The 23,770-nt window shown below is 70.7% G+C and carries 24 protein-coding genes and 1 tRNA gene; 13 read left to right on the plus strand and 12 right to left on the minus strand.

Features of this window, described 5'->3' with window-relative positions; translation table 11 throughout:
• Positions 1–58: 58 nt before the first annotated feature.
• The 8 genes from C8D89_RS09525 to C8D89_RS31090 all read right to left on the minus strand — a co-directional run bounded on the left by C8D89_RS09525 (position 59) and on the right by C8D89_RS31090 (position 7,647).
• Positions 59–2,551, minus strand: coding sequence for a pyruvate, phosphate dikinase (locus C8D89_RS09525; protein WP_116707900.1), 2,493 nt, complete (start codon positions 2,549–2,551; stop codon positions 59–61).
• Positions 2,548–3,168, minus strand: coding sequence for a hypothetical protein (locus C8D89_RS09530; protein ID WP_116707901.1), 621 nt, complete (start codon positions 3,166–3,168; stop codon positions 2,548–2,550). The genes C8D89_RS09525 and C8D89_RS09530 overlap by 4 nt, the downstream gene beginning before the upstream one ends.
• 81 nt (positions 3,169–3,249) lie before the next feature.
• Entirely contained in the window at positions 3,250–4,104 is an 855-nt protein-coding gene (locus tag C8D89_RS09535; protein WP_207787148.1) for a hypothetical protein, read from the minus strand.
• Between the two features lie 51 nt (positions 4,105–4,155).
• A protein-coding gene (locus tag C8D89_RS09540; RefSeq protein WP_423716940.1) for an IS3 family transposase occupies positions 4,156–5,333 on the minus strand; the annotation gives its coding sequence in 2 pieces (ribosomal slippage) (positions 4,156–5,042 and positions 5,042–5,333; 1,179 coding nt in all).
• 65 nt (positions 5,334–5,398) lie between these two features.
• A complete protein-coding gene (locus C8D89_RS09545; protein WP_207787149.1) occupies positions 5,399–5,971 on the minus strand; it encodes a hypothetical protein in 573 nt (190 codons plus the stop codon).
• Between the two features lie 165 nt (positions 5,972–6,136).
• Positions 6,137–6,472 (minus strand): hypothetical protein, encoded by a 336-nt coding sequence (locus C8D89_RS09550; RefSeq protein ID WP_207787150.1) that lies wholly within the window; start codon positions 6,470–6,472, stop codon positions 6,137–6,139.
• Between the two features lie 693 nt (positions 6,473–7,165).
• Positions 7,166–7,327, minus strand: a complete 162-nt coding sequence (locus C8D89_RS29125; RefSeq protein WP_165825620.1) for a hypothetical protein — start codon at positions 7,325–7,327, stop codon at positions 7,166–7,168.
• Positions 7,324–7,647 carry a TOBE domain-containing protein gene (locus C8D89_RS31090; RefSeq protein ID WP_116707902.1) on the minus strand — a complete coding sequence of 108 codons (324 nt, stop codon included), beginning with the start codon at positions 7,645–7,647 and terminating at the stop codon, positions 7,324–7,326. Before C8D89_RS31090 ends, C8D89_RS29125 begins: the two co-directional genes overlap by 4 nt.
• A gap of 133 nt (positions 7,648–7,780) precedes the next feature.
• Between C8D89_RS31090 and C8D89_RS09560 the strand changes: the two genes are divergently transcribed.
• A complete protein-coding gene (locus tag C8D89_RS09560) occupies positions 7,781–8,845 on the plus strand; it encodes a VIT1/CCC1 transporter family protein (protein ID WP_116707903.1) in 1,065 nt (354 codons plus the stop codon).
• 68 nt (positions 8,846–8,913) lie between these two features.
• On the opposite strand, the gene C8D89_RS09565 is transcribed toward C8D89_RS09560, so the two are convergent.
• Entirely contained in the window at positions 8,914–9,840 is a 927-nt protein-coding gene (locus tag C8D89_RS09565) for an ABC transporter substrate-binding protein (protein WP_133251860.1), read from the minus strand.
• Positions 9,841–10,542: 702 nt separating this feature from the next.
• Positions 10,543–11,175: a TetR/AcrR family transcriptional regulator gene (locus C8D89_RS09570; RefSeq protein WP_116707905.1), complete on the minus strand. Its 633-nt coding sequence runs from the start codon at positions 11,173–11,175 to the stop codon at positions 10,543–10,545.
• A 126-nt stretch (positions 11,176–11,301) separates the two neighbouring features.
• Between C8D89_RS09570 and C8D89_RS09575 the strand changes: the two genes are divergently transcribed.
• The 12 genes from C8D89_RS09575 to C8D89_RS09630 all read left to right on the plus strand — a co-directional run bounded on the left by C8D89_RS09575 (position 11,302) and on the right by C8D89_RS09630 (position 23,482).
• Entirely contained in the window at positions 11,302–12,462 is a 1,161-nt protein-coding gene (locus C8D89_RS09575; protein WP_116707906.1) for an acyl-CoA dehydrogenase family protein, read from the plus strand.
• Positions 12,463–12,500: 38 nt separating this feature from the next.
• Complete coding sequence (locus C8D89_RS09580; RefSeq protein ID WP_116707907.1) at positions 12,501–13,247, plus strand: SDR family NAD(P)-dependent oxidoreductase; 747 nt, start codon at positions 12,501–12,503, stop codon at positions 13,245–13,247.
• A gap of 29 nt (positions 13,248–13,276) precedes the next feature.
• A complete protein-coding gene (locus tag C8D89_RS09585) occupies positions 13,277–14,470 on the plus strand; it encodes an acyl-CoA dehydrogenase family protein (protein WP_116707908.1) in 1,194 nt (397 codons plus the stop codon).
• Entirely contained in the window at positions 14,467–15,243 is a 777-nt protein-coding gene (locus C8D89_RS09590; protein WP_116707909.1) for an enoyl-CoA hydratase/isomerase family protein, read from the plus strand. Before C8D89_RS09585 ends, C8D89_RS09590 begins: the two co-directional genes overlap by 4 nt.
• A 5-nt stretch (positions 15,244–15,248) precedes the next feature.
• Positions 15,249–16,169: a 3-hydroxyacyl-CoA dehydrogenase family protein gene (locus C8D89_RS09595; protein WP_116707910.1), complete on the plus strand. Its 921-nt coding sequence runs from the start codon at positions 15,249–15,251 to the stop codon at positions 16,167–16,169.
• On the plus strand, positions 16,166–17,374 hold the full coding sequence (locus tag C8D89_RS09600) for an acyl-CoA dehydrogenase family protein (protein WP_116707911.1): 1,209 nt from the start codon (positions 16,166–16,168) through the stop codon (positions 17,372–17,374). Before C8D89_RS09595 ends, C8D89_RS09600 begins: the two co-directional genes overlap by 4 nt.
• Positions 17,375–17,419: 45 nt before the next feature.
• On the plus strand, positions 17,420–19,054 hold the full coding sequence (locus C8D89_RS09605) for a class I adenylate-forming enzyme family protein (protein WP_116707912.1): 1,635 nt from the start codon (positions 17,420–17,422) through the stop codon (positions 19,052–19,054).
• A gap of 30 nt (positions 19,055–19,084) precedes the next feature.
• Positions 19,085–19,906, plus strand: a complete 822-nt coding sequence (locus C8D89_RS09610) for an enoyl-CoA hydratase/isomerase family protein (RefSeq protein ID WP_116707913.1) — start codon at positions 19,085–19,087, stop codon at positions 19,904–19,906.
• Positions 19,903–21,114: an acetyl-CoA C-acetyltransferase gene (locus C8D89_RS09615; RefSeq protein WP_116707914.1), complete on the plus strand. Its 1,212-nt coding sequence runs from the start codon at positions 19,903–19,905 to the stop codon at positions 21,112–21,114. Before C8D89_RS09610 ends, C8D89_RS09615 begins: the two co-directional genes overlap by 4 nt.
• 17 nt (positions 21,115–21,131) lie before the next feature.
• A complete protein-coding gene (locus tag C8D89_RS09620; protein WP_207787151.1) occupies positions 21,132–22,541 on the plus strand; it encodes an NAD(P)/FAD-dependent oxidoreductase in 1,410 nt (469 codons plus the stop codon).
• A complete protein-coding gene (locus C8D89_RS09625; RefSeq protein ID WP_116707915.1) occupies positions 22,538–22,954 on the plus strand; it encodes a PaaI family thioesterase in 417 nt (138 codons plus the stop codon). The genes C8D89_RS09620 and C8D89_RS09625 overlap by 4 nt, the downstream gene beginning before the upstream one ends.
• A gap of 123 nt (positions 22,955–23,077) precedes the next feature.
• A complete protein-coding gene (locus C8D89_RS09630; protein ID WP_116707916.1) occupies positions 23,078–23,482 on the plus strand; it encodes a response regulator transcription factor in 405 nt (134 codons plus the stop codon).
• An 80-nt stretch (positions 23,483–23,562) separates the two neighbouring features.
• Here C8D89_RS09630 and C8D89_RS09635 read toward each other — a convergent pair.
• Positions 23,563–23,635 (minus strand) — tRNA-Ala (locus C8D89_RS09635).
• A 9-nt stretch (positions 23,636–23,644) separates the two neighbouring features.
• On the minus strand, positions 23,645–23,767 hold the full coding sequence (locus C8D89_RS30160; protein ID WP_243417983.1) for a DLW-39 family protein: 123 nt from the start codon (positions 23,765–23,767) through the stop codon (positions 23,645–23,647).
• Positions 23,768–23,770 lie beyond the last annotated feature (3 nt).

Genomic DNA, 23,770 nt, shown 5'->3' on the forward strand with positions numbered 1-23,770 from the left:
CCTGTTGGCACGCTTTCCGGAGCTCCTCACCGAGCCCACCGACTGACCAGGACCGATCTCACCCGGCGAGCGCCGCCCGCCCCAGTCCCAACAGCAGCGGGCGGACCTCGGGGAGGTCGACCGCGAAGCGGCGGAAGCCGAGGCCGTACAGCGTCGCCGCGACCTGGTCGGCGACCGTTCCGCTCAGTCGCACGCCCGTATCCGCGGGCACGTCACGCAGCAGGTGGACCACCACGGGATCGAGCTCGTGGCGCGGGTCGACGGCGAGCAACCCGCGAGCGAGGTAGGAGTCCAGGGGCTCAGCGGTGAGGAACTGCCGGGCCGGGATGCCGAACATCGCCGCCTGGAGCGCGCGGACCTCCAACCAGACCACGCCACTGTGGGCCGCGAGCTCGGCCGCTCCCAGGACCGCACGAGGGCTCGTCAGGTAGGTGCCGACGGCCGGGGCGTCGGCGCCCTCGTCGAGGGCGGCGAGGGCCTGCGCCTCGGCCGGATCGGAGACATGGCGTACGGCGAGACGCAGACGGCCGCCGTACCCGGCGTCGCCGGCGGCGCGGACGAGCCCTTCGCGCTGCGCGCGGATCAGATCGGGAACCCCGAGGGGCAGCGCGAGCTCGGGGTGCCTGGTCGTGACCGCCGTCTGCTGGAGCAGTTCGCGGGACTCGTCGGCGAGCAGGTCGATCGCCCGGACGTCGACGTCCCGCACCTCGGCTGCCCGCGCCGCCACGAGCAGGGGCGCGAAGTGCTCGGCCACCGCGTCGCGCATCTCGGACAGCGCGCCGACGCCGTTGAGACTCTTCTCCAGGAGCGTCTCGACGAGGCGGTTGAGGTCACCTGATGCGGCGAGAACGTCGTCGATCGCGGTCACCAGGCCGGTCGCTCCGGCAGCACACGCGGCTTCGACGTCGGCTGGCAACGTCACCCGGGCCAGGACCTCGCTGCCGGCGGCGTCGGCGGCCGCGGCCAGCAGGGTGTCCATCGCCTCGTTCGCGGCGGCCGGCGTGGTCGTCGGCAAGGCTCCCGCGAAGAGCTCCCCCGACCCGCCGTCGAGCGACACCGGGTCGCCCTCGGACAGGACCCGGTTCCCGATCCGGACCGTGCGCGCCGCTTCGTCGATCTCGAGGTCGGCCGCACCGACCACGCAGGCGGTGCCGAGCGCACGAGCGACCACCGCGGCGTGGCTCGTCGAGCCGCCGGTGGCGGTGACGATGCCGGCAGCCGCGATCATCCCGTGGAGGTCCGCAGGACTGGTCACCGAACGCCCGAGGACGACCGATGCGCCGGCGTCGGCCCGCTTGCGGGCGCGGTCCGGGTCCAGCACGAGCTCACCGGAGACCTGCCCGGGGCAGGCGCCGATGCCGGTGAGCAGCACCTGCGCTTCATCGCGGGCCGTGGCGAGGGCGTCCGGGTCGAACCCCGGGCGCTGCGCCTGCCGCAGCTGATCCGCAGTCACGAGGGTGAGCGCTCGCGCGGCGCTCGCGGTGCCGTCCGCGAGGAGGTCGGCGGCGATCCGCACGGCCGCCTCGGGCGTGCGCTTGGCGCTGCGGACCTGCAGGAAGTACAGGACGCCGTGTTCCACGGTGAACTCGATGTCGAGCACATCTCCGTGCCGCGCCTCGAGCTCCGCGCCCGTGCGCTCGAGCTCGGCCAAGAGGTCCGCGGGCAGGGCCTCCTGCACACGGTCGGGGGTGCGGACGCCGGCGACGACGTCCTCGCCCTGGCTGTGGGCGAGGTACTCGCCGTAGAGGCCGGGTTCCCCGGTGACGGGGTCACGGGTGAAGGCGACACCGGAGCCGGAGTCGTCGTCGAGGTTCCCGAACACCATGGATTGGACGACGACGGCGGTGCCCATGTCGTGCGGGATGCCGTGGTGCTCGCGGTAGGTCCAGGCCCGACGGGTGTTCCAGGAGCGGAAGACTGCCTCGACCGCGTGGACGAGCTGTTCCCACGGGGTCGCGGGCACGCTCGCGGAGAGCTCCTCGTCCAGGGCAGCCTCGGCCGCCGCCCAGACGCGGTCGTACACGGCGCCGGGGTCGTCCCCAAGGTCGGTCTCGGTCACGAGTGCGTCCACCGCCGGACGGTCGTCGAGGGCGCCGAGGACGATCTCCGAGTACATCGTGTGGAAGCGCGCGACGAGGTCGGCCATGAAGCGCGCGTCGCCCGAGCGCTGAGCGAGTGCGACCGCGGCCTCGCGGGACAGCCCGAGGTTCAAGACCGTGTCCATCATTCCGGGCATCGACACGGGCGCACCCGAGCGCACCGAGAGCAACAGCGGCTCCGGACCCGCGCCGAAGGTCTTCCCGGTCGTCGTCTCTAGTGACGAGAGCTGGCGGCGGACCTCGTCCTCCAGTCCGTCGGGAAGGGTATGACGGTCGAGGTAGACATGGCACGCGCCGGTGGTGATGACGTAGCCGGGCGGCACCCGCAGCCCGTCCCGGGTCATGCGGACCAGGCCCGACCCTTTGCCGCCGAGCTCGTCGACGTCGGCGGGGCCGTCGTCGGTGAACGCCCGCGTCCAGGTGCGCCCCGTGCCTGCCGGAGGTGCGCTCACTCGGCCCGCTCCCGACCGAGGGTGCGCAGGAGGTCCTCGTGGAACTCGAACCAGATGTTGTGGACCGAGTCGCGCGTCGGCGAGGAGACGAGGTCGTGGTCGCCGGCGTCGACGGCCTCGAGGGCTGTGGCCAACCGGGTGGAGTACGTGGCGAAGCGGGCGTCGTGACCCGCCAGCGCGTCGATCAGCGCCTCGAGGCGGCCGACCAGGCGCTCGATCTTCGTGATCACCTTCTCGTCGTAGGCGGCGTCCGAGTGATCGTTGGTGACCTTGCGGCCACCGACCTCCACCTGCTGCCACGACGACATCGCCGCGAGGAACTGGGAGTTGGTGGTCTCGAACTTCTCGACGAGGGCCAGGACGTCGTCGTCGGCCCGGACGGGGGCATAGACCGCGGCCGCCGTGGCCGCGAGAGCAGGCTCGGCCTCGTCCGTGGGCAGAGCGGACCCTCCGGCGACGACGGCGAGGCCCTGTCCCGCCAGCCCCTCCAGACGTCCCTCGACGTCACTGGCGGGCATCGAGGTGACTGCCGCGATCGCCGTCGCGTCCGCCATCTTCTTGAGGGCCAGGACGTTGAGCACGTCGTAGTCGGGCTTGGCCAGGGTCGTGACGGTCATCGGCGTCCTCTCTCGGTCGGCCCGACCGGTGCGGCACCCCTCCGAGGGCACCGCACCGGTCAGCGGACGTGGTGCGCGGGCCTACAGCCAGCGGTACTTCGACCGGGTCGGGCTGACGCCGTCCGGGAAGGGCAGGTAACCGGCGCCCGAGAAGATCTTGCTGGGCACGGTCTCCTGCGCGAAGCCCCTCTTCGTGATGTCGTAGTAGTAGTTGGCGACGCGCTGGTCGATCTCCCACAGGTCGTAGTCGCGGCAGGCCTTCTCGTACGTCCCGGCCTTCCGCATGTGCGGGAGGATCATGTCGATGTAGTAGACGTACTGGCCGTTCCAGATCAGGTCGCGGCGGCACATCTTCGACGTCTTCGTGTAGAGCTTCAGCGTCGCGGTCTGGACACGCCCCAGGTGGTCGCCGAGGTCCTCGATCGGGATGTTGTAGACCTCGCCCATCGGCGTGTCCCACTTCTCCCGGGCGAAGACCGCCCCGCCCACCACGGCCTGCAGGTAGTTCTTCGGTCGCGTGAAGGTGGTGGAGATGTCGTTGACCCGAATCTCCTCCAGGCTCATGATCTCCGGATCGATGACCAGTGCCAGCGTGTAGACGTGCGGCAGGCCGGCGTCCTCGCACACGTCACTCCAGTGGAACACCTCCTCGTTGACGAAGAGGTCGCGCAGGATCAGCAGCTTGCCGTCGGGCAGCTCGTAGGGCCCGGTGTCGCCGAGCCCGAGTCGGCAGTCGTAGTGGTCGAGGAACGCGAGCAGCTCGGCGGCCGCGTTGTACTGGTTGAACGCTCCGTGCTCCGGTCCGTCCGGGTCGAGCTCCTCGACCTGGTTGACGATCGAGTCGAGGAAGTCCTGGTCGTGGATGCGGCAGCGATAGCGGTCCTGCGAGTTGAGGATGTAGCCGTCCTGCCGCTTGCCCCACAGGACGCGCTGCATGAACTTGAGGATTGAGGTTGGCCCCTGGCACCGGACACCGACGGTGTGGGGTCAGTGATCTTGACTGGGCCTGGTGTGGCGGGCTTCGTAGTCCAGCGGGCTGAGCATCTCGATGCTGGAATGGCGCCGTTTGGGGTTGTACCAGCACTCTATCCATTCGAATATCGCGTTGGCAAGTTCTGCGCGGGTCTTCCAGGTCCGTGCATCGAGTAGCTCGAGTTGCATGGTACCCCAGAAGGACTCCATCATCGAGTTGTCGTAGCAGTCACCGATCGAGCCCATCGACCCGAGCAGCCCGGCGGCTTGCAGGCGTTGCCCGAACGCCCATGAGGTGAATTGCGAGCCGTGGTCGGAATGCATGATCGTGGAGTTGGCTGGAGTCGGGCGCCGGCGGGTGATGGCCATGCCGAGGGCGTCGGTGACCAGCGCGGTGCGCATGTTGTCATCGATGGACCACCCGATGATTCTTCGCGAGTAGGCGTCGAGGACCGCCGCGCAGTACAGCTTGCCCTCGTCGGTGCCGTGTTCGGTGATGTCGGTGAGCCACAGCTGATCCGGTGCCTCAACGTTGAAGCGGCGCTCGACCAGGTCGGGGTAGGGGTCGGCAACGGGGTCGCGGACGGTGCAGCCGCGGTGTCGGCGCCGGTAGAGGCCTTGGATGCCGGCCTCGCGCATCAGGCGGGCGACCCGTTTGTGGTTGACCGCCAGGCCCAGGCCGAGGGTCAGCTCGGCGTGCACGCGCGGCCAGCCGTAGGTGTCGCGGGACTCCTCGTGGATCTTTTCGATGTGCTTGAGCAGCAACTCGTTCTCCTGCGCGCGGGCAGACTTCGCTCCCGCGAGCCATTCGTAGTAGCCCTGACGCCGAACATTGAGCACCCGACAGGTCACCGCGACGTCGAAACCGTCGTCGGCGAGTTCACGGACCAGCGGGAAGACTACTTTGGGAGGACGTTCTCCCGCGCGAAGTAGGCCGCTGCGCGCTTGAGTATCTCCTTTTCGACCTCGAGGCGACGCTTGTCTTTGCGCAGCTCGGCGAGCTCGGCGCGCTCTTTGCTGGTCAACCGATCGGTGTTGGTGCCGTCATCGGCGTCGGCCTGGGCCATCCAGTTCCGCAGACACGACTCAGAGATTCCGAGGTCCTTGGCGATCGCGGCGACCGGCTGCTCGCCACCCTTGCGAGCCAGCTCGACGGCACGACGCCGGAACTCCGGTGGGTGAGGTGCGGGCACGAACGACATCCTCCCTGGTGGACCGGGTCCACCTCAGCTGACGTGTCCGGTGCCAGGGGCCAACCTCAGATCTCGTTGGACTCCTCGACGTACTCGTCGGGCTTGATCGCCTCGAGGGCGAGCAGGCCACAGCGGCCCATGCCGAAACCGACCGCGCCGATGCACCAGTCGTGCACCGCGTTGACCTTGGTGCCGATCTCGCGGCGCGCCGACGCCCCGATGTCCATGATCCCCTGGGCGCCGCCGACGGCCTCGGTGGTCATCGCCATGAGCTCCGGCCACCGGTAGAACTCGTGCATGAAGGCCAGGATTTCGTACTCCTGGCGGGGGATCATGCCGGAGACGCCCTCGGTGGCCCGCATGACGAGGACGTCCCAGATGTTCCAGGCGAGGTAGTTGTTCAGATCGTTGAGCTCGTCGATCGTGAAGCGGTCGCGGAGGACGTCCTCCTTCGAGACCCTCTCCAGCACGCCGGACTTGGCGCGCGACCGCATCATCTTGTCGCCCTTGATCCCGTCGGTGACGGGCTCCATGCCGACGAAGTTGCCGGTGTAGGTGAGGTCCTGGAAGCGGAGGCCGTCGTCGCCCTCCTCGTAGCGCTGGCGGAAGGTCGCGCGCTTGCCCTCGGTCGTGGTCACTGTGCTGTCAGCTCCTGGCGTGATCGATGGTCGGCTGGGCGTCGGCTGGCGCCGGCTGGTCGCGGTGCTCCTCGGCCGGCCGCTTACACCGCCACCACCCGCCCGGTCACGTGATCCGTGCAGTCGAGCCGGACCTGCTTGCCGTCGAGCTCGCGGGCGATCTCCTCAAAGTGAGCCTCGTCGGTGGAGCCGACGACGTAGCGCGAGTCGCTGCTCGTCAGGTGGGCCGTCATGACGCAGGGGGTCTGGAACTCGCGCGAGAGGATGCCGAGGGTGCGACTCGGGCGCACCGGACATCGTGATCACGCCGATGGCGCCCATGCTCAGCGCCGGTGCGAGGAACGTCGTCGTCCCGCCCCGCACCAGGAGGATGTGTTCCTTGAGCTTCCCGGACTGGATCAGCTGGATCACGTCGGACGGCGACGACAGGTACTTGACCGTCCCCGACGGGGACTTGGACGTGTCGAAGACGTTGTAGCCCTCGGCGAGGACGTCGGCCATGGAGTTCCTCCTCGAACCCGTGAGGTGTGCGGGCGGGGCTCAGCTCGATCGACTGTTCCTCCGCGCGTTGCCCAGGTCACAGTGCCCTGGATCACTTCACGGGCCGAGGGAGGGCGCGGACAAAAGACGTTCCTGAGGTTGTCTGGGTCGGATAGGAGCGCCGTCCGCCGCCCGTCCGCCGCCCGCAGGTCGAGCTCGTGCCCAGTCCTCAGGGCCCGCAGACCGGCTCGAGGCCGGAGCTGAACTGCCTCGCTCCCCTGGGACTTCTCCTCCGGACCTGATGGCCGGCGGCCTCGAGCCGGCTGAGCAGTGCACGGCGAGGTCCGCTGCCGTCAGCTGGGGGCGCGGGAGCGGGCGATGACGACGACGGGCTTCTCGAGCAGGAGGAGGAGGTGTCCGCAGTTCTCCAGCACCTCGAGGGTGTAGCCCCGATGGAACTGCGGCAGAGCCGCGGCGCTGAGCGGGCACTGCGGGGTCGTGGGAGGCCCAGAGCACGCTGGTGGGGATGATGCTGCGGTCGTGGCCGGCTGTGGTCCAGAATTGCGCGCGCCAGGTTGGCGCGGTCGTCGTGGAAGCCGCTGTCAATGTGGTCGTGGTGCCGATGCGCGCCACATCACTCGGGTGTGCCTGCGTCAGGGCTCTGGCCAGAGCGGCGGTTCTCGTCGGAGCAACCGGGCACCGCTCCTTCTCGTGTCACACCACCGCCGAGATGAGCTCGCACGCGTCGGAGCGTTTGCGCAGGTCACAGTAGGTGGAGACGAAGGGAATCGAACCCTCAACCCCCGCCTTGCAAAGATGGGCGATCACGTTGACCAGGGCCTCTACCATCGACAACAGTCTCTGCGAGACGCTCACCAACCTCGTCGTGCACTCCGTTGCACCCCATCTCGTGTCACGCGACGTGTCATGACCCCGAGGCAGGAACACGTCCTCGCACCCGGGATCGAGGCAGTCAGGACGGAGTGCTCGAGCGCCAGCTCGACGGTTCGGTCGTGGCCGAAGAACACCGTGGCCAGGACGCGGGCGGACACCCCGTCACGGTCTTCGAGGAGCACCTGCTCGGGCCGGACCACCACCAGGGCTGGACCGGTGACGCCGTCGGGGGTGCCAGCGAGAGCCGGCCCAGCGCGCACTCGCCGTGTCGCCGTCGAGTGTTCCGTCGAGCACGACCGCATCGCCGACGAACGTTGGCGACCCGACCGTCGCGCATCACCGCGACGTCACCGGCGAGCGACGCTGGCGAGACGCCCCACGCCTCGCCTCGGGGCCCTGGCAGGGGGCTGGGACGTTTCCGGGCATCCTCGCCGCATGTCCGGGTCCGAGGAGATCACGCGCCGGCGTCGCAAGCGGCTCGCGGACGAGTGTGCCGAGGCGCGGGTCTACCGCGATCTGGCCGCGCGGCGGTCCTCGGCGGACGAGCGCGAGATACTGCTCGGCCTCGCTGAGGCCGAGGAGCGGCATGCCGCGCACTGGCAAGCGCTGCTGGGCGACGAGGCGGGTCCGGCACCGCGTGGTGACGTGCGGCTGCGGCTCCTCGCGCTGCTCGCCCGGAACTTCGGCTCGGTCTTCGTGCTCGCTCTCGCGCAGCGCGCGGAGCGTCGTGCCTCTCGGGATGCGGCCGACGACGTCGACACCACCCCAGCCATGGTCGCCGACGAGCGCGTGCACGAGGAAGTGGTGCGCGGGCTGGCCGCCCGCGGCAGGGAACAGACATCGGGCACCTTTCGCGCTGCGGTCTTCGGCGCCAACGACGGACTGGTCAGCAACCTCGCCCTGGTGATCGGGGTCAGTGGCGGTGGCGTGGCTGCAAGCACGGTGCTCCTGACCGGCCTCGCCGGCCTCCTCGCCGGCGCGCTGTCGATGGGCGCCGGGGAGTACATCTCCGTTCGTTCTCAACGGGAGCTGCTCGAGGCATCGGCACCGGACCCGGCCTCGCGACGAATCGTCCCCGACCTCGACATCGAGGCCAACGAGCTCGCCCTCGTCTATCGCGCACGCGGGATGAGCACCGAGGACGCGCAGAGGCAGGCCGAGGCCGTGCTCCGGGGCGCGGAAGCCCGGCCCGACCCCACCCCCGACCCGCGCCACGAGGTCGTCGGCACCGGGGTCGGCGCGGCGCTGTCGAGCTTCGCCTTCTTCGCCTCCGGCGCGGCGGTCCCCGTCCTGCCGTTCCTCGTCGGCCTCGAGGGACTTCCCGCTCTGGTCACGGCCATGGTGCTCGTGGGCCTCGGGCTCCTGCTGACCGGCGCGACCGTCGGGATCCTGTCAGGAGGACCACCGCTGCGGCGGGGACTGCGCCAACTCGGCATCGGCGCCGGCGCGGCCGCGCTCACGTACCTCCTCGGCCTGCTCGTGGGCGGGACCATCGGCTGAGACTCCGTCCAGCGCAGGGCCGCGGAAGCACGTGGCGAAGGTGAGCTCCACGTCGCCGAGCTGTCGTGTCACCCGGGAGCCGAGGGGACGTGCCCGGCAGGAGTGGTCGGCGCCCGGAGCACGACGTCGTCGTAGCGGGCGCCGACGGCGGCCGCGGGGTCGAGCAGATCCCACGTCTGCATCCAGGCATGCGACCGCTCGAACATGTCGCGGGTGTAGGGCTGGGGCACGACGCGCTCGCCCGGGCCGAAGCGCCGGACGTCCACGAGGTCGAGGAGGTCAACGGGCATCTCCCGCGCCCAGTAGTGCGTGTAGCGCTGCGGCTCGAGGTCGATCTCCTGCTGGGCGCGCAGGAGGGCACGGAAGTAGCGCCCGATGTCCTGGGTGTCCGCGTCCGGGGAGAGAAAGAATCCCATCACGAACGTCGTGTCAACGATCTTCGGGCACCCGCGCTGCTCGAGGACGTAGGCGCCGGCACCCCACGCGTTCACCGCGGTCAACCTGCCGTCGAGCAGCAGGCGGACCCGGTCGAAGGGCCGCCCGACGAACGCCAGCGCGATCTCGCTGCGCGGGAGGAACGGCTCGAGGCCCTGCAGAGCCGAGTAGTGGCTGCCCGAGTGATAGCCCACGCCCACCTCGACCCCGGCCAGGTCGCGGGGCTCCCGGACGCCCGCGCCGGGGGCGACGTAGATGCCGGCGGGACACACCGAGTAGGCGTCGCCGTACATCCGGCCGTGGTGCTCGGTGGCGGCCGCGTTGACCGCCCAGTGGCAGGCGCTCGAGACCTCGGCGGAGCGTCCCGCGGCCATGTCCTCCAGGGCGCCGCTGCGCACTTCGGAGGGCGCCTCGTCCTCCCTCGCCACGCTGCTGCTCCCGCCCGCGAAGCCGGCCGGCTCGAAGACGTACTCCAACCCCTCCGCGGCGAAGAAGCCGTGCTCCTCGGCGACCCACTCATGCAGCCGGACGTGCGGCTGGATACGGAATACCACCCTCATCGCCCCTCTCACGGCTCGGTGACGTGCCCGCTCAGCGTGCGGCCGCGACGCGTGCCTCCGCCAGGGGTGCCGTCGGGTCGCCATGGCGTGCGCGCTCGACGGGCGCGCGACCGGACCAGGTCGCCGATCGGGCCGTTACGTCCGACACGTGGACGTTCATCCCCGCACGAACTCGCCCGTCGGCGAGTGGTCCACCTCCCGGGCTGGCGGCTCTGCCCCTGACCGGCGGAAGGACCCCCAACGCCGCGTGCAGGACCCGAGGAGGACGACCTGGTCCGCGACACGGACCGCGATGTCGTCGCCGAGTGGGGACGACCGCCGTCGATGACCGGAGCGCCGCCGCGAGGTGGCGATCTGCCCCCGAGATCGCGACAAATCCGGTGCCTCGGTCAACACCGTCAAGACCGATCAGCGTGCGATGCACAGAAGCGCGGTCCGCTGACCGGCGAGGCGCCCTCACCCACGCCCAACGCCTCGGCCTGCCTGAGGTCGCTCTGCAGGCTCCGGCGTGCCGACTGCCGTCGACGTCGACCGCGTTGACCAAGGCCTCAACCGGCGACAACGTTCCTGCACGGCGCCTTGCGGTGCTCCTGGGGCAACATCGTTGACCCTCGTTTCGTGTCACGCGGCGTGTCACGTGATCGAGGAGTCGACGAGCTCGAGACTCCGCCAACGTCAGATCCGCCTCGGCTCGCGTCTCGCTCACTGCGCCGCGGCGGCGACGAGCTTCATGAGTGTGTCGGCGAGTTCGTCGAGAGCACGCTCCCGTGCCTCGCTCTCCAGCCCGCCGCACCACAGCGGTGCCTGGGCCATCGCGGCGTGCATGCACTGCAGCGTCGTGTCCACCCCGGTGACCGCGAAATCGCCGGAGGCCAGGCCCTCCTCGAGAACGCCGCGGAACACCTGGTCGTGGCGCCGGCGCAATTCCTTGATGCGCTCGCGCGGGTCGGCGGGCCAGGTGCTCGGCACGAGGAAGAGCCGTAGCGCGGCCGGGTACTCGCCGACCGCGATGGCGACGTGCTCACGGAGGAGGGCACGCAGCCGCTCGTGGGGCGAGCCCTCGACCGTCGCGGCCAGCCGCTCCAGGCGGCCCGTCCAATCGGCGCCGAGCGTCTCGATCGCCGCCACGGCCAGCTCGTCCTTGCCGGGGAAGTAGTAGTAGAGCGACCCCTTGGTGACGTCGAGCCGTTCGGCGACGTCGTCGAGGCTCACCGCGTCGTACCCGCGCTCGCCGAACAGCTCGGCGGCCGTGGCGAGGATCTCCTGGACCCGGCGTCCCCGCTTGCGCTGCACACGGCTGACCGGCGCAGCGACCTCCACCGGCTGACTGCTCATCGGTCCTCCTCGTCCATGCCCACAGTGTCTCGATCACTGATCTATGAGTCAAATCCTGACCAGTCTATTGACTACTGGGTCAAAGTTTGTCACGGTCTTCAACCAGACACACTGAAGGGGCACCACATGGACTTCGAGCTCACCGAGACGCAGCGCGAATACCGCGACCGTGCTCGCGGCATCGCCGAGAAGGAGCTGCTGCCCGGCTACCAGGCAAGGGAGCGCAACGGGCGCATCGACCCCGAGCTCCGCCGTGAGATCGGCCGGCTCGGCCTCATCGCTCCGGAGCTGCCGACGGAGCTCGGCGGCCGAGGTCTGGACCGACTCACCGCCGGCGTGGTCACCGAGGAGATCGGCCGGGGCGACATCAACGTCGCCTACCTGCAGGTCGTGGGTTCGCTGGTCGGCCAGATCCTCGCCGGCAACGCGACGCCGGAGATCGCGCAGGCGTGGGTACCGCGGATCTGCGCCGGAGAGGAGATCGTCGGGATCGGGCTGACCGAGCCCCAGGCGGGGTCGGACGCGGGCATGCCGGCGCTCACGGCCCGCCGCGACGGCTCCGGGGACGAGGCCGACTGGGTGCTCGACGGCGTGAAGTCCCTGTCGTTCGCCGGGGACGCGGCGGCGGTCGTCGTGTTCGCCCGGACCGGACCATCACAGTCCCGGGGCAAGGACATCAGCGCCTTCCTGGTACCGCTCGATGCGCCCGGTGTCTCCCGTGAGCCGTACTCCGACATGGGCACGACGGCGGTCGGCCGGGGAGCGGCCCACCTCGACGCGGTGCGCATCCCCGCCGACCACCTCCTGGGCGCGGAGGGCCGGGGCTTCACCCAGGTGATGCAGGGGTTCGACTTCAGCCGCGCCCTCATCGGACTGCAGTGCCTCGGGTGCGCGCAGCAGACCGTCGACGAGACGTGGCGCTACGTGGGCGAGCGCACCGCCTTCGACCGGCCGCTGAGCAAGAACCAGGGCGTGGCGTTCCCGCTGGCCGAGGCCGAGACGCTGCTGTCGGCGGCGCGGTTGCTGTGCCTGCGGACGCTCTGGCTCAAGGACGTCGGTCGACCCCACACCGCGGACGCCGCGATGAGCAAGTGGTGGGCCCCGAAGATCGCCTACGACGTCATCAACCAGTGCCTGTTGCTGCACGGCCAGTACGGCTACCGCACCGAGCTCCCCATCGAGCAGCGCCTGCGCGACGTGCTCGGGCTGCAGATCGGCGACGGCACCGCCCAGATCATGAAGCTCATCATCGCCCGGCAGTACCTGGGCCGCGAGCTCGCACCGTAAAGACACCCCGATATCTCGAGGAAGGACCAGGAAGAGCCATGGGCAAGCTGCAGGACAAGATCGCGATCGTCACCGGTGCGGGACAGGGCATCGGCCGAGGCATCGCCGAGAAGCTCGCCGCCGAAGGCGCCACGGTCGTCGTGACCGACATCAACGAAGCGACGGCGAAGGAAACGGCCGACGCTCTGGGCGGAGGCGCGATCGGGCTGCACACCGACGTCACCTCCCGCGAGTCGGTGGACGCGATGGTCGCCCAGGCCCACCAGCAGTTCGGGCGGATCGACGTCCTGGTCAACAACGCGGGCTGGGACAAGGTGGGGCCGTTCGTCGACTCCGACCCCGCCGACTGGGACCGGGCCATCCAGATCAACCTCTACGGCGTCCTGAACACCTCCAAGGCCGTACTCCCGATCATGGCGGAGCAGGGCTCAGGTTCGGTCGTCAACCTCGCCTCCGACGCGGGCCGGGTCGGGTCCTCGGGTGAGGCGGTGTACTCCGCGGCCAAGGGCGGGGTCATCTCGTTCACCAAGACCACCGCGCGGGAGATGGCCCGCCACCAGATCAACGCCAACTGCGTGTGCCCCGGCCCGACCGACACGGCCCTGTTCGCCTCGGTCACCCAGGACAACCCCAAGCTGCGCGACGCCCTGATCAAGGCGATCCCGCTGCGCCGGCTAGCGCAGCCGGCGGACCTCGCCAACGCCGTCGCGTTCCTCGCCTCCGACGAGGCCGCCTACATCACGGGCCAGACGCTGTCGGTCAGCGGCGGCCTGTCCATGAGCTGACCGTGCCGGAGCGAGGAGGAGAACCGACCATGACGGATCTGGCCCACGACTACCTCGACCTCGACGGCCTGTTCACGACCGAAGAGCTCGAGCTCCGCGACCGCGTGCGCGCGTTCGTGCAGGAGCGCATCAGGCCCCACATCGCCGAGTGGTACGAGAACGCCCAGTTCTCCCGCGAGATCGCCCGGGAGATGGGCAAGGCCGGCCTGCTCGGCATGCACCTGAGCGGGTACGGCTGCGCCGGCCGCAGCGCCGTCGAGTACGGCCTCGCGGCCATGGAGCTCGAGGCCGGCGACTCCGGCCTGCGCACCTTCGTCAGCGTGCAGGGATCGCTGGCCATGAGCGCGATCCACAAGTTCGGCTCCGAGGACCACAAGCAGCGCTGGCTGCCCGGCATGGCCGCCGGGGAACTCATCGGGTGCTTCGGGCTCACCGAGCCGGGCGCGGGCAGCGACCCGAGCAGCATGACCACGCACGCCGAACGCGTCGACGACGGGTGGGTGCTCCGCGGAGCCAAGCGCTGGATCGGCCTCGCCACGATCGCGGACGTGGCCGTCATCTGGGCGAAGACGGACGAGGGCGAGGGGGCAGCATCGATTAGGGGGTTCCTGGTCCCCGCCGACACCCCCGGGTTCTCCGCCACCGCGATCGAGCCCAAACTCGGGATGCGCGCCTCGATCCAGGCCGAGATCACGCTGACCGACGTCCGGCTCCCCGCCGACGCCGTGCTCCCCGACGCCCGGGGATTGCGCGGGCCCTTCTCCTGCCTCAACGAGGCGCGCTACGGGATCATGTGGGGCGCCATGGGCGCGGCGCGCGACGCCTACGAGGACGCGCTGGCCTACGCCCTCGAGCGTCGCCAGTTCGGCGTCCCGATCGCCGCGTTCCAGCTGACCCAGCAGAAGCTCGTCGACATGGTGCTGGAGATCCAGAAGGGCATCCTGGTCGCGCTGCAGACCGGACGGCTCAAGGACGCGGGGACGCTGCGTCCCCAGCAGATCTCGCTGGGCAAGCTGAACAACGTGCGCGAGGCGATCGCCATCTGCCGGGAGGCGCGCACGGTGCTCGGCGGCAACGGCATCACCCTCGACCACTCCCCGCTACGCCACGCCAACAACCTGGAGAGCGTGCGGACCTACGAGGGCACCGACGAGGTCCACACCCTGATCATGGGCGCTGCCATCACCGGCATCCCCGCCTTCAGTGCGGGACCCCCATCATGAGCTACGAGACGATCACCGTCGAGGTGGCCGACCGGCTCGCCGTGATCACCGTCGACCGACCCGAGGCGCGCAACGCGCTCAACCGCCAGGTCCTCGCCGACCTGCGGGCAGCGTTTACCGCACTCGCCGACGACGACCGGGTGGGCGTCGTCGCCGTCACGGGCGCCGGCGAGCGAGCGTTCGTGGCCGGCGCCGACATCACCCAGCTGCAGCACTACACGGCGCAGACCGGACTCGACGCCGAGATGCAGCGGCTCTTCGACGACGTCGAGGCGTTCGAGAAGCCGACCATCGCCGCGGTCAACGGCTTCGCCCTCGGCGGCGGCTGCGAGCTCGCGATGGCCTGCGACATCCGGGTCGCGGCGGACACCGCTCGTTTCGGCCTGCCCGAGACCAACCTCTCGGTGCTGCCCGGAGCGGGCGGCACGCAGCGGCTGGCCCGGCTCATCGGCACCGGGCGGGCGATCGAGCTGATCCTCACGGGCCGGTTCCTGGAGGCCGACGAGGCCCGGCAGGCCGGGCTGGTCACCTCCGTGGTCGCACCGGGGGACCTGCTCGTCGAGACCCGCACCGTCGCCGACCGCATCCTCGCCAAGGGCCCGCTGGCGGTCCGACTGGCCAAGCTCGTCGTCCGGACCGGCATGGACGCCGACCAGCGCACGGGGCAGGTCGTGGAACGCCTCGCCCAGTCGCTGCTCTACACCACCGACGACAAGCGCGAGGGCGCCGCGGCGTTCCTCGAGAAGCGCACACCCGACTTCCGGGGGAGGTGACGACGATGACCAGCCAGGACACGCCCAGGGTGCACGAGGTCCTCGTCGTGGGCTGCGGGGCGATGGGCTCGCAGATCGCCATGGCCTGCGCCCTCGCGGGCTACCGGGCGACCGCCTTCGACCTCGACACCGGGGCGATCGACCGCGCCGCGGTCGAGCTGCGCCGCCGGCTCGACCGCGACGTCGCCAAGGGCCGGCGCGACGAGGACGCCGTGACCGCGGCGTTCGAGCGCCTGAGCTTCACCACCGACCTCGACGCGGCGGCGCGGCGCGGCGACTTCGTCATTGAGGCCGCCGCGGAGGACCTCGAGGTCAAGCGCGACGTGTTCGCCCGGCTCGACGCCCTCGCGCCGGCGCACACGATCCTGACCACCAACTCCTCGGCGATCGCCTCCTCGCGGATCGCCGACGCCACCTCCCGGCCCGACCGCGTCGCCAACATGCACTTCTTCAACCCGGCGCTGGTGATGCGCTGCGTCGAGGTCGTCGGCGGGCCCGAGACGTCCGCCGCGACCGTGGAGACGACCGCCGCGCTCGCCCGCCGGCTCGGCAAGGACCCGGTGGTGCTGCGCAAGGAGGTCCCCGGGTTCGTGGCGAACCGCATCCTCGGTGCGGCCCGCGACGAGGCGGTCTCCCTGCTCGAGCAGGGCGTCGCGTCGGTCCAGGACATCGACACGGCCTGCCGCACCGCGCTGGGCTACCCGATGGGCCCGTTCGAGCTCATGGACCTCACCGGGATCGACATCGGGTACCGGGCCAAGCTCGCCCGTTACGCCGAGACCGAGGACCCGGGCGACCGGCCCAGCCGCACGGTCACCGAGCTCGTCGAGCGCGGCGAGCTGGGCCGCAAGACCGGGCTGGGCTTCTACGGCTACGCCGACGACGGCACCCAGTACCCCCGCGAGGACGACGGGATCCCACGATGACGACCATCACCTCCGGCCTGCCGGAGACCTCCTCCAGCGACTACTACCTGCTCGACGAGCTGCTCACCGACGAGGCGCGCGACGTCCGCGACCGCGTTCGGGGGTTCGTCGACCGCGACCTGCTGCCGATCATCAACGACTACTGGGACCGGGCCGAGTTTCCGTTCGAGTTGGTGCCGAAGATCGCGCAGCTCGGGCTCGTCGGGTCGACGATCTCCGGCTACGGCTGCCCGGGGCTCAGCCGCCTCGCGGCCGGTGTCCTGACCCGCGAGTTGGCACGCGGCGACGGGAGTGTCAACACCTTCTTCGGTGTGCAGACCGGGCTCGCGATGGGCTCGATCGCCCTGTTGGGCAGCGAGGAGCAGAAGCAGCGATGGCTGCCCGGCATGGCCGCCCTGGACACGATCGGGGCGTTCGCCCTGACCGAGCCCGGGCACGGCTCGGACGCCGTCCGTCTCGAGACCACCGCCCGCCGCGACGGTGACCACTGGGTGCTCGACGGCGCCAAGCGGTGGATCGGCAACGCCAGCTTCGCCGACGTGGTCGTCGTGTGGGCCCGGGACGTCGAGGACGGCCGGGTCAAGGCGATCGTGGTGGAGAAGGACGCCGACGGCCGCTACCCCGACGGGTACTCCGCCGACCTCATCACCGGCAAGATCGGCAAGCGCGCCGTGTGGCAGCCCGACATCACGTTGCGCGGCGTGCGGGTGCCGGTGGAGAACAAGCTCGACGAGGCCCAGTCCTTCCGCGACGCCACCCGGGTCCTGACCTCCACCCGCGGCGGAGCCGCTTGGGAATCGCTGGGCCACGCGATCGCGGCGTACGAGATCGCGCTGGCGTACGCGGCGGACCGCCACCAGTTCGGCAAGCCGATCGCGAGCTTCCAGCTCGTCCAGCACAAGCTCGCCGAAATGCTCGCCGAGATCACCGCGATGCAGCTCTACTGCTTCCGCATGGCCGACCTGCAGGAACAGGGCCGCCTCACCGGCCCGATGGCCTCGCTGGCCAAGATGCACCACGCGCGCAAGGCCCGCCAGGTCTGCCTCGACGCCCGCGACATCCTCGGCGGCAACGGGCTGCTGATCGAGCACCACGTCGCCCGGCACCTCACCGACATGGAAGTCGTGCACACCTACGAGGGCACCGACTCGATCCAGTCCCTGATCGTCGGCCGCGACCTCACCGGCATCTCCGCCTTCACCTGATCCTGCCCGCTCGACCCGGACCACCCTCGACGAAGAGACGCTGCCATGTTCACCTACGACCCGACCGCCTACCGGAACTACTTCGAACGCGAGTTCACCTATCTCGCCGGCTTCCGCCGCAACACCCGCCGCTACGCCGATCGGGTCGCGATGACCGACCCCGCGACCGGCGACCGCTGGACCTACGCCGAGCTGGGCCACCGGGTGGACGCCCTGGCCGCCGGGCTGGCCGCAGCCGGCGTGCGCCCCGGCGACGTCGTCGTCCACCAGCTCTTCAACGGTCCCGAGTTCGCCCAGCTCTACCTGGCTACCCAGGCCTGTGGCGCGGTTGGCTCGCCGGTCAACTTCCGGCTTGCCGCCGGCGAGACCGCGCACGTCCTCGACGACAGCCAGCCCACCGTCTTTGTGTACGACACCGAGCTCTCGGACATGGTCGCGGCCGCCCTGGAGCGCGCCCGGCACCGTCCGGCCGTGATCGCCGCGGTCGGTCCAGGGGCGCCCCTGCCGGGTGCGATCCCGTTCGAGGAGCTGGTCACGCCGGGCAAGCCCGTGCCGGAACCGACGCGCACGGTCTACGACGAGACCACCCGGCTCTACACCTCGGGCACCACCGGCATGCCCAAGGGCGTCCCGCTCAACAGCATGGTCGAGATCTTCAGCGCCCACGACGTGATCATGCACTTCCCGCTGTCCCCCGAGGACCGCACGCTGAACATGACGCCCTGGTTCCACCGCGGCGGGCTGTACTCCGGTGGGCCCAACCCCGCGTTCTACCTGGGCGCCGAGGTCGTGCCGATGCGCGCGTTCGATCCGGAGCGCTGCCTCGATCTGGTGGCCGAGCACGGGCTGACCTACCTCATCGGCGCTCCGACGAATCTGGCGATGCTCGCCCGGGCCCAGTCCGACCGGCCGCGCGACCTCTCCGCGCTGCGCGGCATCGTCACCATGGGCGCTCCCCTCGAGCGCGAGGCGTGCCTGCACTACCAGGAGCTGCTCACGCCCCGAATCTTCAACGGGTACGGCACCACAGAGACGTTCTGGAACACCTTCCTGCGCCCGGTCGACCTGCCCGACCACGCCGGTGCCGCCGGCCGCGCGTCCACCGACGACGACGTCCGCGTCGTCCAGGTCCACGAGGACCGCCCGGGTCGGCCCGACGAGCGGGTCGCCCAGGACAGCACGGAGATCGGCGAGGTGATCGTCCGTTCCCCGAAGGCCGGCTACGCCTACGTCAACTCGCCGGCCCAGGAGGCGGAGAAGTTCCACGAGGGCTGGGTCCACCTCGGTGACCTCGCCGTCTGGGACGCCCAGGAGTACGTGACGATCGTCGGTCGCAAGGACGACATGCTCATCTCCGGGGGCGAGAACGTGCACCCGGTGCAGGTCGAGGAGGCGCTCAACGAGCACCCGGACATCGCCGACTCCCTCGTGATCGGCGTTCCGGACCAGCGCTGGGGACAGCGCGTGGTCGCCTACGTCATCCGCACCGACCCGTCGCTGTCCGCCGCCGACTGCGAGGCCCACTGCCGGGCGCACCCGATGCTGGCCCCCTACAAGCGACCCCGCGCCTACCGGTTCGTCGACGATCTCCCGCTCACCGCCACCGGCAAGAAGGTCCACTACCGGGCCCGGACCCAGGCCGTCGAGGACGACGCCCAGGGCCTGTTCGAGACCCCCTGACCGACCTCACGACCCCAGAGGAGCACTGCCATGAACTTCTCCGACTACCAGCAGCTCGACTTCGAGCGCCAGGACAACGGCGTCCTGCTCATCACCATCAACCGCCCCGACAAGTACAACGCCACCGACGAGCAGCTCCACGGCGAGCTCGCCCGGGTCTGGAACGACGTCGCCACCGACCCCGAGACGCGCGTCGCGGTCATCACCGGCGCGGGCAAGGCGTTCTCCGCCGGCGGGGACCTGGCCATGGTCGAGCGCCTGGCCGGCGACCACGAGCGGGTCTCCCACATGCTCACCGAGATGAGCGACCTCGTCTACAACATCATCAACTGCGAGAAGCCGATCGTGTCGGCGATCAACGGGGTCGCCGTCGGCGCCGGCGTCGTGATCGCGCTGCTCGCGGACATCGCCATCTGCGCCGAGGACGCCAAGCTCGGCGACGGTCACGTCAAGCTGGGCGTCTCCGCCGGCGACCACGCCGCGATCATCTGGCCGCTGCTCGCGGGGATGGCCAAGGCCCGCTACTACCTGCTCACCGGCGAGATGCTCACCGGGGCCGAGGCCGAGCGGATCGGCATGGTCGCCAAGGCGCTGCCCCGCGACCAGGTGCTCGACGAGTCGCTGCGGGTCGCGCAGACCCTGGCCACCGGCGCCCAGCAGGCCATCCGGCTGACCAAGCGTTCGCTCAACAGCTGGCTGCGCACCGCCGGGCCGACCTTCGACGCGTCCGCGGCCTACGAGATGCTCTGCTTCATGGGCCCCGACGTCGTCGAGGGCGCCGCCGCACTGCGCGAGAAGCGCGAACCCCGCTTCCCGTCCGCTGCGGCGCAGTCCTCAGGGGTGTCCTCATGACCGACGCGGTGATCTGCGAACCCGTCCGCACCCCGGTCGGCGCCTTCGCCGGCGGCCTGCGCGACGTCCCGGTGCAGGACCTGGCCTCGACGGTCGTGCGCGAGCTCGTCGCACGCACCGGGATCACGTCGGCGGACGTCGACGACGTCGTCTTCGGCCACTGCTACCCCACCATGGACGCCCCGGCGATCGGCCGCGTGGCGGCGCTGGACGCGGGACTCGACGTCGACGTCCCCGGTATCCAGGTCGACCGGCGCTGCGGATCCGGCCTGCAGGCCGTGCTCTACGCGGCGATGGCGGTCCAGACCGGCGGCGCGTCCCTGGTGCTCGCCGGCGGCGCCGAGAGCATGTCTGGTGCCGCGCACTACTCCCACCAGCCACGATGGGGTGTCAAGACAGGCACCATCGAGCTCAAGGACGCACTGTCGGTGGGGCGAGTGACCGCGGGCGGGCGCCACCACGAGGTACCGGGCGGCATGCTCGAGACCGCCGAGAACGTCCGTCGCGAGTTCGCCATCTCGCGGGAGGACCAGGACCGGCTCGCCGTGCGCTCGCACGAGAAGGCGGCGGCCGCCCAGAAGGACGGGCGCTTCGCCGACGAGCTGGTGCCGGTCACGGTGCGGGGGCGTAAGTCGGACACCGTGGTCGACGCCGACGAGCACATCCGGCCCGACACCTCGCTGGACAAGCTGGCCGCGCTGCGCCCGATCCTCGGGCGGAGCGACGAGGGGGCCACCGTCACCGCCGGCAACGCCAGCGGCCAGAACGACGGCGCCGCCGCCTGCCTGGTGACCACCCCCGAGCGCGCCGAACAGCTGGGGCTGCGCCCCCTCGTGCGCCTGGTCTCGTGGGGCCTGGCCGGCGTCCGGCCCCAGACCATGGGTATCGGGCCGGTACCCGCCACCGCGGCCGCCCTCGACCGCGCCGGGCTCGCGCTCGACGACCTCGACGTCGTCGAGCTCAACGAGGCCTTCGCCTCCCAGGTGCTGGCCGTGGCCCAGCAGTGGGGCATCGACCCAGTCACCGACGAGCGGGTCAACCCCAACGGCTCGGGCATCTCGCTGGGTCACCCGGTCGGGGCCACCGGCGTGCGCATCCTCGCCACCCTGGCCCGGGAGATGGACCGTCGCGGCGCCCGCTACGGCCTGGAGACGATGTGCATCGGCGGTGGGCAGGGCCTCGCGGCCGTCTTCGAGCGGGTCACCTGAGGAGGCAGGAGAACATCGTGTCCCAGCCGCCCTCCGGAGACCGACACCGGGTGGTCATCGTCGGTGGTGGGTTCGGGGGCGTGCGCGCCGCGCACGCCCTCAGCCACCTCCCGGTCGACATCACCCTCATCGACCGCACCAACCACCACCTCTTCCAACCGCTGCTCTACCAGGTCGGGACCGGTGTCCTCTCCCCCGGTCAGATCGCCCCGGCCCTGCGCAGCATCTTCCGGAAGAAGCCCAACGTGCGCGTCCAGCTGGCGCAGGTCGATGGCTTCGACCTCGACCGGCGGGTCGTGCACGGTGTCGCGGACCACGGCGTCGAGGTGCCCTACGACACCCTGATCGTCGCGGCGGGAGCGACCCACTCCTACTTCGGTCGCGACGAGTGGGAAGCACACACGCTCGCCATGAAGAGCCTCGACGACGCGAACCGCCTGCGCAGCCGGGTGCTGGGTGCCTTCGAGATGGCCGAGCAGGCCGACACACCCGCCGAGCGGGAGGCGTGGCTCACCTTCGCCATCGTCGGCGCCGGCCCCACCGGGGTGGAGCTCGCCGGGCAGGTCGGAATCCTCGCCCACCGGCTCCTGCCGGCCGAGTTCCGCAGCATCGACACCACCAGCGCGAGGGTCCTGCTGCTCGACGCGGCGCCCACGGTCCTCGGTCCGTTCGCCCGGCCGCTGCAACAGCGTGCCCGGGACGACCTGCACGAGCTCGGCGTCGAGGTGCAGACGTCCGCTCCGGTCACGACCATCGATGCCGAGGGCATCGAGATCGCCGACGACACCGGGAGCCACCGGCGGATCACCGCGAAGACAGTCATCTGGGCGGCGGGCGTGAAGGCCTCGCCCCTGGCCGAACGACTCGCCGAGGCCGCGGGAGCCGAGACCGACCGAGCCGGACGCCTGATCGTCTCGCCGGACTGCACCGTCCCCGGCCACCCCGAGATCTTCGCCATCGGCGACATGGTCTCCCTCCCCGGGGTACCCGGCGTGGCGCAACCCGCGATCCAGGAGGGCCGCTACGTCGCCGAGGTCATCGGCGCCCGCTTGGCCGGCGTCCCCGCCCCGGGGCCGTTCCGGTACCGGGACAAGGGCGCGATGGCGATCATCGGCCGGACCCACGCCGTCGCCCAGGTCGGCAAGCTCCGGCTCACGGGCTTCCCGGCCTTCGTCGTGTGGGGCGTCGTGCACCTGGCCTACCTGGTGGGCTGGGGCAACCGCTTCGAAGCGGTCGCCCGCTGGTTGTGGACGATGATCGCCCGCAACCGCCGAGAACGACTGATCAGCGTCGTGAGCCTGGTTCCCGAGGAGACCGCCCGCGACCAGTTGGCCCGGACCGGGATCCGGCGCCGTCGCGAGCGCGCCGGGGTCGGTCCCGGGGTCGGTCCAGAGCGCCGGGGGAGCGAGGGCACGATCGAACCATGATCGAACCTCTGCCCTCGGGCCCGATCGTCGAGCAGATCCGCTCGTCGATGGGTTACCGACTCCACGAACGCTCCGGCTCGCGCGTCCGGGCGACGCTCACCCTCGGCGAGGCGCACCACCAACCGTTCGGGCACGTCCACGGGGGCATCTACGCGATCGCCGTGGAGGGGGTCGCCAGCGAGGGTGCGTGTGCCGCGGTGGCCGATCGCGGCATGTACGCGGTCGGGACCAGCAACACCACCGATTTCCTCCGCCCCGTCGCCGCGGACGACGTGGAGGTGCTCGCCGAGCCCCTCTTCCAGGGCCGGACCCAACAGCTGTGGCAGGTCTCCATCACCCGCCTCAGGGACGGCAAGCTCGTGGCCCGCGGACAGCTGCGGCTGCAGAACCTGCCCCTGCCCGGGGACGCGTAGCAACCCTGCGCCATCCACCTGTTGGCGCCCGCACCTCAGCTCCCTCCGACACGAGCTCTTGTTGAGGACCGTGGTGAACGACATCACGGCAAGCCTCCACCGACGCGACGGCGAGATATCCGCATGGTGGCGGAGCGTTGCGCGCAGCGTTACCAGGTGCTGCGCTGGTCGGGCGGCAACGTGGGCGGGCAGAGCGAGTGGCTGCCCGCCGCCGCCCGGCTCTATATCTCGCCACGGACGGTCCAGACCCACATCACCCACATCCTGCGCAAGCTCGGACTCCGCTCCCGCGCGGAGGTCTCCGCCAACCTTTCGCGTCGGCAGACCCGACAGCAGCTGCGCGGGACGGCCACGGCCGCCCGACCTTGTGTCCGCGCTCCATCCACCTATCCCGGCGCCCGGCACCGTTTCGATTTCGCGTCACGGGCGCGTCTCGGGCAGCGCACCCTCAACAGCGGTCGCGCATCAAGAAGGTGCTGGTCGGGCGACCAGAACTCGCTCGCACGGGCTGGCCGTGCCACCGAGTAGCGCTCCGTTTCGCGTCACGCCACAGCCGAAATGACCTCACGCGACGTCGCCGTCAGAGCGTTTGCGCAGGTCACGGTGGGTGGAGACGAAGGGAATCGAACCCTCAACCCCCGCCTTGCAAAGGCGGTGCTCTGCCAATTGAGCTACGTCCCCGTGTCGGGGTCAGGACGCGTCGGCGGACCTCGTCGCGTCGCGCCAGACCTCCTTGGCCGGGCTCTGGTCCCGGTGCCGTCGCACGAGCAGGGCGGCCCCGGCGGCCAGGGCGAGCGCCACGAACGTCTTCACCGC

The sequence above is a fragment of the Actinomycetospora cinnamomea genome, assembly GCF_003096675.1.
GTDB classification, from domain to species: Bacteria; Actinomycetota; Actinomycetes; order Mycobacteriales; family Pseudonocardiaceae; genus Actinomycetospora; species Actinomycetospora cinnamomea.

Bases quoted from the DNA above. Each gene is read 5' to 3' on its own strand.
- C8D89_RS09530 (WP_116707901.1), bottom strand. From the start codon at position 3,168: ATGACCGTCACGACCCTGGCCAAGCCCGACTACGACGTGCTCAACGTC.
- C8D89_RS09535 (WP_207787148.1), bottom strand. From the start codon at position 4,104: ATGCAGCGCGTCCTGTGGGGCAAGCGGCAGGACGGCTACATCCTCAAC.
- C8D89_RS09550 (WP_207787150.1), bottom strand. From the start codon at position 6,472: ATGGCCGACGTCCTCGCCGAGGGCTACAACGTCTTCGACACGTCCAAG.
- C8D89_RS31090 (WP_116707902.1), bottom strand. From the start codon at position 7,647: ATGCGGTCGTGCTCGACGGAACACTCGACGGCGACACGGCGAGTGCGC.
- C8D89_RS09560 (WP_116707903.1), top strand. From the start codon at position 7,781: ATGTCCGGGTCCGAGGAGATCACGCGCCGGCGTCGCAAGCGGCTCGCG.
- C8D89_RS09565 (WP_133251860.1), bottom strand. From the start codon at position 9,840: ATGAGGGTGGTATTCCGTATCCAGCCGCACGTCCGGCTGCATGAGTGG.
- C8D89_RS09570 (WP_116707905.1), bottom strand. From the start codon at position 11,175: ATGAGCAGTCAGCCGGTGGAGGTCGCTGCGCCGGTCAGCCGTGTGCAG.
- C8D89_RS09575 (WP_116707906.1), top strand. From the start codon at position 11,302: ATGGACTTCGAGCTCACCGAGACGCAGCGCGAATACCGCGACCGTGCT.
- C8D89_RS09580 (WP_116707907.1), top strand. From the start codon at position 12,501: ATGGGCAAGCTGCAGGACAAGATCGCGATCGTCACCGGTGCGGGACAG.
- C8D89_RS09585 (WP_116707908.1), top strand. From the start codon at position 13,277: ATGACGGATCTGGCCCACGACTACCTCGACCTCGACGGCCTGTTCACG.
- C8D89_RS09590 (WP_116707909.1), top strand. From the start codon at position 14,467: ATGAGCTACGAGACGATCACCGTCGAGGTGGCCGACCGGCTCGCCGTG.
- C8D89_RS09595 (WP_116707910.1), top strand. From the start codon at position 15,249: ATGACCAGCCAGGACACGCCCAGGGTGCACGAGGTCCTCGTCGTGGGC.
- C8D89_RS09600 (WP_116707911.1), top strand. From the start codon at position 16,166: ATGACGACCATCACCTCCGGCCTGCCGGAGACCTCCTCCAGCGACTAC.
- C8D89_RS09605 (WP_116707912.1), top strand. From the start codon at position 17,420: ATGTTCACCTACGACCCGACCGCCTACCGGAACTACTTCGAACGCGAG.
- C8D89_RS09610 (WP_116707913.1), top strand. From the start codon at position 19,085: ATGAACTTCTCCGACTACCAGCAGCTCGACTTCGAGCGCCAGGACAAC.
- C8D89_RS09615 (WP_116707914.1), top strand. From the start codon at position 19,903: ATGACCGACGCGGTGATCTGCGAACCCGTCCGCACCCCGGTCGGCGCC.
- C8D89_RS09625 (WP_116707915.1), top strand. From the start codon at position 22,538: ATGATCGAACCTCTGCCCTCGGGCCCGATCGTCGAGCAGATCCGCTCG.
- C8D89_RS09630 (WP_116707916.1), top strand. From the start codon at position 23,078: ATGGTGGCGGAGCGTTGCGCGCAGCGTTACCAGGTGCTGCGCTGGTCG.